At 68.8% G+C, this 13,659-nt stretch carries 10 protein-coding genes; 1 reads left to right on the top strand and 9 read right to left on the bottom strand.

The window, feature by feature from the left end:
* Positions 1 to 78: 78 nt before the first annotated feature.
* From AX681_RS18420 to kdsA, 5 genes are read right to left on the bottom strand one after another with little or no spacing between them, the layout of a single operon-like run.
* Positions 79 to 1,242 (bottom strand): lipopolysaccharide biosynthesis protein, encoded by a 1,164-nt coding sequence (locus AX681_RS18420; RefSeq protein WP_197422012.1) that lies wholly within the window; start codon positions 1,240 to 1,242, stop codon positions 79 to 81.
* 12 nt (positions 1,243 to 1,254) lie between these two features.
* Positions 1,255 to 2,043: an ABC transporter permease gene (locus tag AX681_RS18415; protein WP_066662999.1), complete on the bottom strand. Its 789-nt coding sequence runs from the start codon at positions 2,041 to 2,043 to the stop codon at positions 1,255 to 1,257.
* Positions 2,040 to 3,248 (bottom strand): glycosyltransferase family 4 protein, encoded by a 1,209-nt coding sequence (locus tag AX681_RS18410; protein ID WP_066682593.1) that lies wholly within the window; start codon positions 3,246 to 3,248, stop codon positions 2,040 to 2,042. Before AX681_RS18410 ends, AX681_RS18415 begins: the two co-directional genes overlap by 4 nt.
* Positions 3,245 to 4,519, bottom strand: a complete 1,275-nt coding sequence (locus AX681_RS18405) for a capsule biosynthesis protein (protein ID WP_197424325.1) — start codon at positions 4,517 to 4,519, stop codon at positions 3,245 to 3,247. The genes AX681_RS18410 and AX681_RS18405 overlap by 4 nt, the downstream gene beginning before the upstream one ends.
* Entirely contained in the window at positions 4,512 to 5,357 is an 846-nt protein-coding gene (kdsA, locus tag AX681_RS18400; RefSeq protein WP_066682595.1) for a 3-deoxy-8-phosphooctulonate synthase, read from the bottom strand. Before kdsA ends, AX681_RS18405 begins: the two co-directional genes overlap by 8 nt.
* Before the next feature lie 143 nt (positions 5,358 to 5,500).
* On the opposite strand from kdsA, the gene AX681_RS18395 reads away from it, so the two are divergent.
* Positions 5,501 to 6,616, top strand: a complete 1,116-nt coding sequence (locus tag AX681_RS18395) for a 2OG-Fe(II) oxygenase (RefSeq protein WP_066663955.1) — start codon at positions 5,501 to 5,503, stop codon at positions 6,614 to 6,616.
* Between the two features lie 15 nt (positions 6,617 to 6,631).
* Here the strand turns inward: AX681_RS18395 and AX681_RS23240 are convergent, their stop codons facing one another.
* From AX681_RS23240 to AX681_RS18375, 4 genes are all read right to left on the bottom strand, one after another.
* Positions 6,632 to 10,357: a calcium-binding protein gene (locus tag AX681_RS23240; RefSeq protein WP_066682591.1), complete on the bottom strand. Its 3,726-nt coding sequence runs from the start codon at positions 10,355 to 10,357 to the stop codon at positions 6,632 to 6,634.
* Between the two features lie 143 nt (positions 10,358 to 10,500).
* Complete coding sequence (locus AX681_RS18385; protein WP_066658945.1) at positions 10,501 to 11,958, bottom strand: efflux transporter outer membrane subunit; 1,458 nt, start codon at positions 11,956 to 11,958, stop codon at positions 10,501 to 10,503.
* Positions 11,955 to 12,932, bottom strand: a complete 978-nt coding sequence (locus tag AX681_RS18380) for an efflux RND transporter periplasmic adaptor subunit (RefSeq protein WP_066658944.1) — start codon at positions 12,930 to 12,932, stop codon at positions 11,955 to 11,957. Before AX681_RS18380 ends, AX681_RS18385 begins: the two co-directional genes overlap by 4 nt.
* Positions 12,932 to 13,651 carry an ABC transporter ATP-binding protein gene (locus AX681_RS18375; RefSeq protein ID WP_197424326.1) on the bottom strand — a complete coding sequence of 240 codons (720 nt, stop codon included), beginning with the start codon at positions 13,649 to 13,651 and terminating at the stop codon, positions 12,932 to 12,934. The genes AX681_RS18380 and AX681_RS18375 overlap by 1 nt, the downstream gene beginning before the upstream one ends.
* Positions 13,652 to 13,659 lie beyond the last annotated feature (8 nt).

The following is a 13,659-nucleotide window of genomic DNA, read 5'->3' as shown; positions in this document are numbered from 1 at the left end:
TCGGCAGGATATTCTGAAATGGGTGGCCGGGTGGGGGAGCGGGCCGGTGCCGCAATTCAGCGCAGCTGAATTCGACACTCAAGCGCGATGCTCGCGCACACCGGCGATCAGCATCCAGCCTATCCCGTACGCCACGCTCAGGCCGATCAGGATCAGCAACGTCGTGCGCAACGGCCTCGGCAGCGCGGGCTTTTCGGGGAGATTGGGTTCGACCACCGCGACGATGAACAATTGCTCGTTCGCGGCGCGGGTGCGCGCCTGTTCGAGCCGGGCGCGCGCCGCCTCATAGCGTTTGGCCGCAAACTCCTGTTGCAGCCGAAGTTCCTCATATTCGCCAAGCCGACCGGCGACCGCCTCGGGCTGGCCGGTCTGGCGCGCCCGGGCAGCGTCGAGCGCCGCCGAGGCGGCCGCAACCTGCGCTGCCATCGCGCGTACCTGCGGGCTGTCCGGGCTGAGCTTGCCGCGCATGTCGGCGAGCAGGGCGGCGGCCCGGTCGAGCCGCGCCTGCTGTTCCTCGATCTGGCGCGCGCCGCCCGCGCCGGTCGCGGCGGGATCGAGGTCGCGCTCACGCTCGCGAAAGCCGCCGAGCTGGCGCTGGATCGACTCAAGCTCATCCTGGGCGCGCTGCGACTCGCCCGATGCGACGCGCAGCGAGGCGTCGAACAGCCGGGCATTATAGGCGTTGACCCGTTTCTCCCCCAGCCGCAGCAGCGCACGCGCGATCCGCTGCGCATCGGCGGGATCGAATGCGCGCACCGACAGGCGGGTGATATTGTCGTCTGGGTCGTAGATGACATCGACATGCTCGCGGTAGAAATCGAGCAACGTCTCGGCACGCGGGGCGGGGCTCCACAGCCGCGACAATGGATCGGTGCCGGGGCGGCGATAGATGGCGACGAGATCGATCCCCTGCCCCCGCAGCGCACGGATCGCGTCGTGCGAGCGCAGATATTCGCGGATGCTCTGCGCCTCCTGCTGCCCCGGCGACAGGCTGGCGGAAATGCCGAGCAACTGCCCGACCCCGCTCGTCGGAGCCGACTGCGCCTCCAGCCCGCGCACCACAAACTGTGCCTCGGACCGATATTGCGCGCTGGCGATCGCGAACAGATAGAGCGCAGCAATCACCGTCGGCACGATCACCAGCAGGATGAACGGGTGCGCGCGGGCACGATCGAGCAGCGAGGGCGAGCGGTCCTGGGGTGCGTCTCCCGCGATCAGGTCGGTGGCGTCGGTGCGGGTCATGGTCATCCGATATCAGGATAGTTCGATGCGCGCGCGCAAATGGTTGAGGCCGAACAGGCCGATCAGCGTCAGCCCGCCACACCAGCCGATGACATAGGGCAGGTCGATCCAGCGCGACTCGAACGCCGCGAACTGTCCGACCTTGAGCAGTTCGAAAATATGCACCGTCGGCACCCAGACGAGCAGGTCGCGCACCCCCGGCGGAAACCAGGACAGGGCAAAGAAGGCACCCGACAGCGGCATCGACAGATAGAGCAAGGGGTGGACGAGCCGCCCCACCACCGGCGACTGGTGCGAAGCAGCGGTGACGATCATCGACAGGCCGAACGCGAACCCGCACATCAAGGCCACCGCCCCGGCAAAGGCTTCGGGCCGCGCGAGCGGATCGGCCAAGCCCAGCGCCCAGGCGCCGCCGAGCAGCACGACCAGCACCACGATCGTGCTCACCGCCTCCAGCGCCATGCGCGCGATCAGCATGTCGGGCAGCGTCACCGGGCGATGGTGGAGCAAGGGGCGGTTCGCCTCGATCACCGTTTCGGCGCGCGACACGACCGAGCGGAACATGATGAACAGGCCATAGCCCGCGATTGCGAACGGGATCGGGCGGATCCCCCCGGCGATCGGCAGGTCATGGTTGCTGTGCAACAGCGCGACCGCAATCGCGAGCAGCATCGGCTCGGCGAACAACCACAGATAGCCGATATTGGCGCGACCGAAGCGCGTATGCAGCTCGCGCAGGATCAGCGCGCCGATGACATTGCCCTGCACGCGCAGCGCAGCCCGGAACGACGCGGCGCTCACAGCGCCTCCAGAAAGGCGAAGACCTGCGCGAAATGCGCGTCCCAGCGCGGTGCGGTCCAACCTCGCATCCGCTGCATCTGCGCCGCGCGCAGCGGCGAATCGGCGTGGGCATAGTCTTGTATCGCCCGCGTCCAGCCCGGCCCGTCGAGCGGGTCGAGATAGTCGGGAACGTCGCCGCCGGTTTCGCGCAGCGCGGGCAGATCGCTGGCGATCACCGGAACGCCGACCGCCAGCGCCTCGGCCACCGGCAACCCGAACCCCTCGGCAAAGCTGGGCATCAGCACCGCGCGCGCGCCGGCAATCAGTTCGGCCAGCGCGGCATCGCCGACGCGCCCGGTCTCGACGACATGGCCGCGCAGCGCCGGGCAGCGGTCGAGCAGGTCGAGCACCTGTTCATTCTCCCACCCGCGCCGCCCGGCCAGCACCAGTCGGGGCGTGGCGTCGGGCGCACGCCCGGCCATCGCGCGCCAGATGTGGAGCAGCAGCAGATGATTCTTGCGCGGCTCGATCGTGCCGACACACAGGAAATAGGGCGGACTTGCCGCCGCGGCGGCCGTCCGGACGGCCCAGTGCGGCTCGATCCCCAGCGGCGCGACCAGCAGCTGCGGCTGGCGACCGGCTTCGACCAGATAGGGCGCGACCGCCCGCGCCGTGGCGTGCGAATTGACGAGGATCGCATCGGCAAAGCGCGCCGTGTTGCGCAGCCGCCGCCGATGCCGCTCCGCCCCGCCCGGGCGCGCATATTCGGGAAATTGCGCCGGGATCGCATCATGCAGATAGACGCACAGCCGCTCGCCGTGCCGCGCGGCATGCCGGTCTAGCCGATCGAGATGCTGATGCGACACGATCAGCCTGACGGCACCGGGCTCGGTGCGCGGGAAGGCGCGGAGTCCGGCCCACGCTTTGGCGACGATGCCGGCACGGAGCGGAACGCCCTCCGCCCAGCTGCGCTCAAGCTGCGCGACCAGCGAGGCCAGCGCAGCGCGCGCATAGCCCATGCGGCCGAGCCCGGGCAGGACTGCCTGAAACCGCGCGTCGGGCAGCGCCAGCAGCGCGCGGGCATAGGCAAGCTCCACCCGGTCGATTCCGCTCGGGGTGGCATAGGCCGCGCGACGCAGCAGCCGCGTTATGTCCAGCGTGACGCGCGCGTCCGCCATGACGCCACGGACGGTCGCTGCGCGCTCCAGGGCGATGGGCGCATTCACCGGTCGCGCAACCGGGCGACGGCGTTGCGGACCAGCAGGTCGAGCGCGTCCTTGCCGTGGAAACCACCATTGACCAGGCACTTGGCGCGCAGCGCGCGACAAAAAATGTCGAACGCTTCGGCATCGACGGGTGGCGGACCATGCCAGAACCGGTCGAGCGGCATGTCCGCCGTGACGCCCGGCACGTCATAGATCGCGGTGCCCAATGTCTTGACCGGCACCCCCGCGGCGAGCGCAAGCGGACCGACGCTGCTGTTGACGGTCACCACGCCGTGCGCGACCTTGAGCAACGGCATCAGGTCGAACCGCTCAATGAACACGACGCGATCGGCAAGGCCCAAGGCTGCTGCGCGTTCGGTCACGAACCCGCGCCAATTGTCGATATCCGGGTCCAGCGGATGCTGTTTGACCAGCAGCGCGACATCAGCGGGCGCGTCGCGAAATGCCGCCAGCACCTCGACCACCGCATCGCGCATCGTACCGAAGCGCGAATGGACGCGGATCTGCGCGTCGCCCTCGAGCTGGAGCGGGAACAGGAAGAAGCGCCGGCCCGCCAGCCCCGCCACTGCGTCACGGCTGGCGCGGCGCTCGTGCCAGCGTCGAACATAGCGCCGCAGCCACGCCAGCCCCTCCCGCGCGGGGGATGCGTGACGATGGGTGCGGTAATGGGGGAAGAGCGGCGCCGCCGCCTGGGTGGCAGCATAATAAAACGCGGACTGGCTCGCGCGGAGCCGGAAGGAATTTGCAACCGGAGCCGCATCGCCCCGATCACCCGCCCGTGCCGCGATCAGCCGCAGCGCATGCAGCGTGCGGGGAAAGGACGAATGGCCATTGACCCCGCCGCGTTCGAGCGTGACGTGATCGGGGCGGAGATAGCCCTCCTCGAACGTCACGAAGCGCAGGCCGCGACGGTCGGCCAGCGCACGCGCCGCGCGATGGGCCGGGCGCAGGTCGCCGAACACGATGATATCCGTCACGCCCCGCTCGGCGACAAAGGCCGCGAGCCAGGCTGGCCAGTCGGCGGGCGTCCCGCGATAGGCGACCGCGCCGGGCCCGGGCCAGTCGAGCACGTCGCCGCCGTTGAAGTTGATCCGTGACACCGTCGCGCCATCCGCACGCAGCGCGGCACCCAGGCGCCGGAAGAACGGGCCGGGCAGCCCCTGCAGGAACAGGACGTGGCGCGCGGCGAGCGGGCCGGCCACGCTGCCATCGGCTGCGCCGTGCCGCTCCGACACCATCGTGGGGCCGATTTCCCGGGCGAGGCTAGCCATTCGCCATCCCCGCCGTGCGGACCAGATCATGGATGCGCGCGACATCGGCCAGCAGCCCCTCGAGCCGGTCGAGCGGCCACACCGTGGCGCTGTCGGACCAGGCATTGGCCGGATCGGGATGGGTTTCAATGAACAGCCCGGAAATCCCTGCGGCAGCGGCGGCGCGGGCCAGCAGCGGAATCCATTCGCGCGCGCCGCCCGACTTGCCGTTCGCGCCACCCGGGCTCTGCACCGAATGCGACGCATCGAACAGCGTCACCAGCCCGGTCGCGCGCATCTTCCCCAGGCTGCGCATATCGACGATCAGGTCATGATAGCCGAAACTGGTTCCGCGTTCGGTCAGCATCACATGATCCGCGACCGCGCTGTCGGGGGGCAGTGCATCGCCGATCTTGGCGGCGGCATGGACTATGTCGTCCGCCGCCATGAACTGGCCCTTCTTGATATTGACCACCCGCCCGGTCGCCGCAGCGGCCCGCAGCAGGTCGGTCTGGCGCGACAGGAAGGCGGGGATCTGGACGATGTCCGCCACCTCCGCCACCGCTGGCACCTGAACCGTTTCATGCACATCGGTCAGTACCGGCAGCCCGGTTTCGGCCCGCACCCGCGCGAGGATCGCCAGCCCCTCGTCCAGACCCGGTCCGCGCGGGCTGGTGCCCGAGGTGCGGTTGGCCTTGTCGAAGCTGCTCTTGAAGACGAGCTGAAGGTCGAGACGATCGCCGATCCGCGCCAGCTCCTCCGCCACGCCCAGCGCATGATCGGCGCTTTCGATCACGCACGGCCCCGCAACCACGAACAGCGGCCCGCCCGGCGCGACATTTGAACGACCGATGCGCACCCAAAACCCCCAGGGCAACTCCAGCTTCCTGCTTTTGGGCATGGTGCAAGCCGTTCGCAACCAACAATTTCCACCTCAGGCGGATCGCAATTCGGCGGACACATGGGTTGGGAATCGCCGCATTCTGGTTCAGGATCGCGGAGATGGCGCATGTTCTGCTTACCCCGGGCGATCCCGCACCGCGTTTCCGCCAGCGTTCGGGGGCAAATCCGGCTTATGCGTTCGATACCGCCGCGGGACGCTATCTGGTGCTATGCTTCCTTGGCTCGGCAGGGGACGGCCATGCGCAGCGGGCGGTTGCGGCAGTACGCGCGCGCCCCGACTTGTTCGACGACGCCAAGGCCGCGTTCTTTGCGGTCAGCAACGATCCGGCGGACGAGGCGAGCGGTCGCCTGAACGAGCAGATTCCGGGTTATCGCCTGTTCTGGGACTTCGACCGGTCAGTGGCGCGGCTCTATGGCGCGATCCGCAACGACGATAGCGGCGGCGCGAGCGTCGAGGTGCGGCGGATATGGGTGGTGCTGGACCCCATGTTGCGCGTGCTGCAGCTCTTCCCCTTTGCCCCCGATCAAAGCGATATTGCCGCGCTGATCGCCTATCTCGACGGACTTCCACCTCCGGACCGCTTTGCCGGGTGCGAACTCCAGGCGCCGATTCTGGTGCTGCCCAACGTGTTCGAGCCGGCGCTCTGTACCGCGCTGATCGACCGCTATCAGGCGAGCGGCGGCGCGCCGTCCGGCTTCATGCGCGAGGTGGACGGCAAGACCGTGCTGATCAACGACCCGGCGCGCAAGCGGCGGCGCGATCACGAAATCGTCGATCGCGCGATGATCGATACGCTTCAGGCGCGCATCCGCCGGCGCGTGGTGCCGGAAATCGCGCGCGTGCATCAATTCCATGTCACGCGCATGGAGCGCTATCTGGTCGCGCGCTACGGTGCCGATGAGCGCGGGCATTTCCAGCCGCACCGCGACAATACGACGCGCGGGACGGCCCATCGCCGGTTCGCCGTGTCGATCAACCTCAACGCCGATTTCGAGGGTGGCGATCTATGGTTTCCCGAATATGGCCAGCGCGGCTTTCGCATGCCGCCCGGCGCGGCGGCGGTCTTCTCCTGTTCGCTGCTCCACGCCGTGCGTCCGGTGACGCGGGGGGAGCGCTACGCCTTTCTGCCGTTCCTGTACGACGATCAGGCGGCACGGGAGCGCGAGGCGAACAATGTCCATCTGGGCGACGGGGTCGGCGCCTACCGCGCCTGACCCTCGCGCCGGACTTCAGACCAAATCGACGAACAGGCGCGGATTGACGAAGTCGTGGAGCAATCCCGGGAATGAGTCGCGATCCAGCACTTCCATCACCGGCACCTTGCTGTCGCTTGCCGGTGCCAGGATGAAATCGCCCGCAGACAGCGCCGCGCGCGCCACGCCATTGAGGACGACCAGGTCGCCATTGCCGAGCGTCAGAAAGGCAGTGCCGCCATTCTCGCCGAGCGCAGCCTGAACCTGCGCGAAGCTGGTAAAGCCATAAGCGCTAAGGTCGATCCGGTCGGTTCCGGCGACGAAATCCCCGATCACATCCGCGCCGGTGCCGCGCTCGAACACGAAGATGTCTGCGCCGCTCTCGCCGAACAGCACGTCATTCCCGCCGCGCCCGTTGAGCACGTCATTCCCCGCGCCGCCCAGCAGCCAGTTCGATGATGCACTGCCGGTGATGCGATTGTTCAGTTCGTTGCCGACCCCGAACGGCGTGTCGCCGCCCAGCACCAGATTTTCAGTGTGCGCGTAGAGATAATAGCCCGCGCCATTGATCGTGGCGTAGACGGTGTCGGTCCCGCCATTCGCCGCCTCGAACGTCAGGTCGTCGGGGGTATCGACATAATAGCTGTCGTCCCCGGCACCACCGTCCATCAGGTCATAATCGCCAAGGCCGCTATCCCCGCGCAGCACGTCATTGCCCGCCCCGCCGACGAGAATGTCGGTCGAGAAGCTCGAACCGCCGATCAGCGTGTCATCGCCATCCTCGCCATAGAGCGCATCGGCGTCGATCCCGCCATCGAGCGCGTCATTGCCCGCCCCGCCGACCAGATAATCGATCCCGGCGTCGCCAAAGAGCTGATCGTTGCCCTCCTGCCCAAACAGCGAATCCGCGCCGCCGTCGCCGCGCACCACATCGTCGCCCGCCCCCGCGATCAACAGGTTGGATCCGCCATTGCCGAGCAGCGTATTGGCGAGTTCGTTGCCCACGCCAAAGCTGTCGCCCGATCCGGCCAGGGTCAGATTCTCGATATTGGCGTAGAGGTAGAAGCTGCCGGTCGAGATGACCGTGTCGGTGCCTCCGCCGACATCCTCGAACACCAGATCGTCCTGGCGGTCGACGTAGAAGGTATCGTTGCCCGCGCCGCCGACCAGCTGATCCGCACCCAACCCGCCATCGAGCACATCGTCGCCCGCCCCGCCATCGAGCCGGTCGGCGGTGCGCCCGCCGGTCAGCCGGTCATTGCCCCCGAAGCCGAAGGCGGTCCCGCGCAGTTCGCCCGAGCGTCCGTCATAGTCGTCATTGCCCGCGCCGAATTCGATATGTCCGTCGATGACGCCAGTGTTGACGACGAAATTGCTGACCGCAACCGGTGCCGCGGCAAAGGCGATCGCGATCGTCCCCTCGATCAGCCCGCTATTGGTGACGCCGTAGCGCGTCGCCGGGCCATAGGGGTAGAGGATATAGACGCCGACCGTAACCAGCCCCGCGCCGCCGTTCGGCCCGATCGCCGCGATGATGTCGCCGGCATTGGTGAGCGACCCGTAAGCGGCGACCCCGGTCGCAGCATAATCGAACGGGACCAGCGAATCGCCTTCGGTGAAATTCTGCTGTCCGACGCCCCCTGCTTCGGCATAGATCAGCCCGGTGTTGAAGAAGGTCTGCGCCTCGGTCAGGATGTGGTTGCCGCGCGCGGCGTTGACCGCGATCGCGCGGGAGAATTCCGAAACCGCCGCGATCACGCCGCTATTGTTCAGCACCGCGCCGACATTGTGGACGGCAATCGCGCTCCCCGGGGCGGAATAGACGCTGATCTCGCCGCTGTTGGTCAGGTTGGTGTTATCGGGGCCACCGCCCATCGCCACGCCGATGCTGGGATAATAGAAAATCCCCTCCGCCGTGCGATCGGCACGCTCCTCGATCGCTATGATGCCGTGATTGACCAGGTTGGCGGGGCCGGTCAGCCGCAATCCCTGTGCGCTCGAAAACGCGTCGTCGAGGCTGTAGATCTCGCCGAAATTGGTGAAATCGATCGCGCGGTCGGACAGGAAGACCGGCGCACCGTCGGAGAAGAAAATTTCCTCCGAATCGATCGTGAAGCTGTCTTCAGGGATGTAATATTGCGCGAGGAACTGTGCCTGCGCGGTATAGGCCAGCCCGGCAGCCTCGCCCGGAGTCGGGGCGGCGGTGCCGCCCGCAATGGCATCGAGCCCGACGGCATTGCCGGGCGCAGTCGCGGTGATCGCGACGGTCGCGCCCTGCCGCACCTGCACGATCTCGTCGCCGAGCGTGAAGATGCGATAGCTGTTGCCGCCGATCACCGCGACCGGCTGCTCGCTCCAGCCGCCGACCAGGGTCACGGTGCCGCTCGCCCCCGCTTCGAACCGCAGCACGGTCGAATCGCTGAGCGCATCGGCGTCGCCCGCGCGCACGACGACCTGCTGCGCGCCGGGCAGTTCGATCGCTTCGAACTGCACCACCCGGCCGCTGGCAAGCGTGCTGGCAAGATCGAGGATCAGCGCCGCGTCGGGCAGCACCAGCGTGTCATAGCCCCCACCGCCGCTGGCGAAGCGGAAGGAGAGATCGCCCAGCACGACCCGGTCGCTGCCGGTCCCGCCTTCGACATGGTCGCCGCCCGCGCTGAAGAGGACGTCATTGCCCCATTCGCCGATCAGGCCGTCATTCCCCGCGCCGCCGCGCAGCACATCGTCGCCGAACGCGCCGAGCAACAGGTCGTTGCCGCCGCCGCCCTCCATGGTGTCGGCACCCCGGCCGCCGGTGGCGCGATCATTGGCGGTGGAGCCGGTGTAGCGGTCGTCGTCAAAGCCCATATCGACCACGCCGCTGACGCTGCCTGCGCCCTCGAACACGTCCTCGCCCGCACCCAAGCGGACATCGCCAACCACCGAGCCATTGTTGACGAAGCGATCGTCGCCGATGCCGAGCGACACAAGTCCTTCGATCACCCCGTTTGCGCGGTTCTCGATGTGCTCGACGGGGTTGAGCACCGACTGCGCACTGCCGGTGGCAAAGATGGCGATGTCGGCCCGGATCGTGCCTTCATTGACGACGATGCGCGGCATATAGCCGGGATGCGCCATGAAAATGCCGATCGACACGCCATCCTGCGCCGTGGCGTTGGCGTGGATCAGCCCGGCATTGGTGATCGATGCCCCCGTCAGCCAGTCACTCCCGCCATAGTCGATGCCGATCGCCAGATTCGGCGCCTCGACCAGAATGCGGCCGCCGGCGCGGTTGGCGATGCCGGTCGTGGTCGAGACGATCTCGATCCCCGTTGCATTCCAGATCGATTCATATTGCGGATCGGTGCCGAGCGACCGGACCGCGATCAGCCCGCTATTGTCCACGGCGGCGGGATAGGTGTCCGACCGCACGCCGCGCGCCCAGCCGCTGCTGGACGTGACAAACACCGAGCCGCTGTTGACGAAGCGCGTGAGCGAGGGCGACAGTTCGACCTGAAGCCCGCCCCGGATATAGATCAGCCCGCTATTCTCGACCTGCGATTCGCCGCCGGTGATCAGCCAGCCCTGCTCGGTCGGAACGTCGAGCCAGATCGTCCCGTTATTGATCAGCGTGTCGTGAAACCCGCGCAGGATGACGTTGATGGCGTTGCCATAGATTTGCGTGCCGGACGCGATGGTCGTCGTCACGCCGCCATTGGTGACGATCGGCTCGCCGATCGGGGCGACGCTCGGGGGCGAGCCCGGGTTCGGAATGATCGACATGCCTCAAATCTCCCCCAGCGCTGCCCCTTGCGAGGGCGGCAGCGATCAACTGACTCCGGCGAATTTACCCGAGGCGCGCGCGGCAGCAAGCTGGGACAGCGGGTTCGTCGCTTCCCGTGTCGCGCCACATCGCGCGGCGCAGTTCAGGGCGTTGCGCCGACGGGCGAGCCGCCCAGCGCCTGCCACAGCACGACACGCGCGCGTGCCGCCCGCCCCTCTGCCGCGACCGCGCGTTCGCGGCTGGCGAGTGCCTGACGCCGCGCTTCGGTGAGGGCGGTCAGATCGGCCAGGCCCGCGCGCTGGCGCTGGGCGATCAGCCGGACGGCGCGGCCGAGCGCGATCAGTTCGCGCCGCGCCGACAGCTCCTCACGGTCCGCCGCAGCGATCACGCCATAGGCCGCCTCGGCTTCGCCCAGCGCGGTGTAGACAGCACCGCGATAGGCATGAAACGCCGCACGCTTCCCCGCCGCCGCAGCGTCGATATCCGCAGCGATCCGCCCGAAATCGAGCAACGGCGCGGCGAGTGATGCCCCCAGCGAACCTACCAGCGAGTCGCTGTCGAACAGATTGCCAAGGCCGAATGCGAGCAGCCCCAGCGACGCATCGAGCCGCAGCGCCGGAAAGCGCCGCCGCGCCGCCGCAGCCAGTTCGGCATCCTGCGCCTCCAGCGTCGCCGCCGCCGCGAGAATGTCGGGACGGTTCTGCAACAGGGTCGCCGGCAGTGCGGGCGGCGCGGAATAGGTGATCGCTGCCGGAGCCGAGGCCAGCTCGACCGCATCGACCAGCACCGGCTGCGGCGGCATCCGCAACGCCGCGCGCACCCGCTCCGCATCCTGCGCCGTGAGGGTCGTCAGTCGCCCGATCAGCCGCGCCTCTTCGCCCGCCAGCGCCGCCAACCGCGTCCGTGCCGTCTCCGCCAGCGCGCGGGCCTGCACCGGATCGAGGCCGGAGACGAGCCCTGCGCGTGCCCGGCTGTCCGCCAGTGCGCCCAGCCGCTCCGCCGCCGCCAGATCCTCGCTCAGCGCATCGCGGCGCGCCGACAAAGTGCGCCAGTCGATCACCGACGCGGCGATTTCGCCGACCAGCGCGATGCGCACTGCCTGAGCCGATGCGGTGGCGACGTCGAGCCGCGCCTGCGCCGCGCGCTGCTGCGCCCGCACCCGCCCGAACAGGTCGACGTCCCATTGCGCGGTCAGATTGGCGGCATAGCTCGCGCGCTCCGCCGCAACTTCGATACCGGGGGGCAGGTCGGCACCGAACTGATCGGGGTTGCTGCGCGTGCCGGTCACCGCGCCACCGGCACCGATGGTCGGCAGCGCCTCCGCCCGCGCCCGCCCCAACCGCGCGCGCGCCTCGTCGATCCGCGCCAGCGCTTCGCCGAGCGTCGGCGCGCTCGCCAGTGCGTCGCGCGACAGCCGCACGAACCCCGGATCGGTGCTCGGCAACAGGTCCGCGACCGCACCGCCCGTCTCCGCCGGGATCATCGCAAAGCGCGCGGGCAGCTCGGGAACCGGCGTCGCAATCTCGGGGGCAGGCCCCGCCACGCAGCCCGCTAGCGCCGCAGACAGGGTCAGTGCGACGAGGGTTTGCCCCCGGCTCATTTCGCGTCCCTGCGCGCCGGGATGAACGCATCGACCTGTTGGCCGACGCGGAACGCGCCATTGGTTTCGGGCAGCGCGTAGATCAGCTGGAGCACGCGCACATCGACCCGCTCCTGCGCGCTGTTGGTCAGCGAGCGCTTCGGCACGATCAGCGGCTCGGCGCGAACGAAGCGCGCTTCGACCTGCCGCGTGGCCGCACCGCGCGGCGAGACGATTGCGGTGGCACCCAGCGCGACGCGCGGTGCCTGTTCCTCGTCAATGTCGATGCGCACATGCAGCGGATCGGTCGCGCCCATCTGGATGAAGGCCTGGCTGGTCCCGCCCATGGTCGAGACATATTCGCCGGGCCGGATCGCGACGGTCAGGATTTCGCCCGCGATCGGCGCGCGCACGGTCAGCCGACCGAGCTCGGTCCGCCCCGTCCCGGCCCGCGCCTGTGCGGCGGCAAGGCGGGCGCGGGCGAGCGCGACGCGCTGGGCGGCAGCGGCGGCCTCACCCTCGACCCGCACGATTTCCGCGCGCGCGACTGCGGCGGGGTCATCGACCGCTCGATATAAGGCAAGCTGACGCTCCGCCGTCGCCCGCGCGCTCTGCGCCTCGGCAATCGCGGCGCGGGCTTCGCCGATCGCGGCCTGCGCCTCGGCCAGCTGCGCGCGGACGGCGCGGTCGTCGATCGTGAACAGCGGCTGGCCCGGCACCACGCGGACGCCGGGGCTAACCGCGACGTTCATGACCAGCCCGGACAGCGGCGCGCCGATGTCGATCGTCTCGCTCGACGGCTCGACCACCCCGGCGCCAGCCACGCGTTCGGCATTGGCGAGCGCGGGCGGCGCCTTGGCCGGTTCGCGCTGCGGCGCGCTCGGGCTGCGGTCGGGCAGGCCGACCCAGATGAACAGGGCCGCCAGCACCAGGCTCGCCACCGCGATCAGCGGCAGGATCGTCCGGGCAAAGCTCAGCCGTTTCCAGTCGGGCATCAATGGTCCTCCGGCATATGGGTGCCGTCATGGGTGATCGAACCGTCCTCCAGCCGGAGGATACGGTCGGCGAGATCGAAGATACGGTTGTCGTGGGTAACGATGATGCACGCGCGGTCGGGCGCCACTGCGACCTCACGCAGCAGGTCCATCACGCGCCGCCCAGATCGGGCATCGAGCGCGGCGGTCGGCTCGTCGCACACCACCAGCCGGGGGCGGTGGACCAGCGCGCGGGCGATCGCCACGCGCTGCTGCTGGCCGCCCGACAATTGGCTGGGCAGCTTGTCCGCCTGGTCGGCGATGTTGAGCGCGGCGAGCATCTCGACCGCGCGTTCGCGCGCCTGCGCCCGCGGCACCCCTTGCGCGATCAGCGGCACCGCGGCGTTGCTCGCGGCATCGATCGACGGGATCAGATTATATTGCTGGAAGATGAAGCCGATGTTGCGCAGCCGAAACGCGACCAGCTCGGCGTCCGACAGGCGGTAGATGTCGGTACCGAATACCTCGACCTCGCCCTTGGTCGGATAGAGGATCCCGCACATGATCGAGATCAGCGTGGTCTTCCCCGACCCGCTTTCGCCGACCAAATAGGTCAGCTCGCCCGCGCGGATGTCGACATCGATGCCGTGCAGGACGGTGATCGCCTGACTCCCCGCCATGAAGTCGCGGGTTACGCCGCGCGTGCGGATCGCGGGCTGGGCGGGGGCGGGTTTGCTCACCGGAACAC

The sequence above is a fragment of the Sphingomonas sp. CCH9-E2 genome, from assembly GCF_001557215.1.
Taxonomy (GTDB): domain Bacteria; phylum Pseudomonadota; class Alphaproteobacteria; order Sphingomonadales; family Sphingomonadaceae; genus Sphingomonas.
This window is presented reverse-complemented; position numbering and strand designations above follow the sequence as displayed.

Coding starts and splice junctions, on each gene's coding strand:
- AX681_RS18420 (WP_197422012.1), bottom strand. CDS start 1,242: ATGACCCGCACCGACGCCACCGACCTGATCGCGGGAGACGCACCCCAG.
- AX681_RS18405 (WP_197424325.1), bottom strand. CDS start 4,519: ATGGCTAGCCTCGCCCGGGAAATCGGCCCCACGATGGTGTCGGAGCGG.
- AX681_RS18395 (WP_066663955.1), top strand. CDS start 5,501: ATGGCGCATGTTCTGCTTACCCCGGGCGATCCCGCACCGCGTTTCCGC.
- AX681_RS23240 (WP_066682591.1), bottom strand. CDS start 10,357: ATGTCGATCATTCCGAACCCGGGCTCGCCCCCGAGCGTCGCCCCGATC.
- AX681_RS18385 (WP_066658945.1), bottom strand. CDS start 11,958: ATGAGCCGGGGGCAAACCCTCGTCGCACTGACCCTGTCTGCGGCGCTA.
- AX681_RS18380 (WP_066658944.1), bottom strand. CDS start 12,932: ATGCCCGACTGGAAACGGCTGAGCTTTGCCCGGACGATCCTGCCGCTG.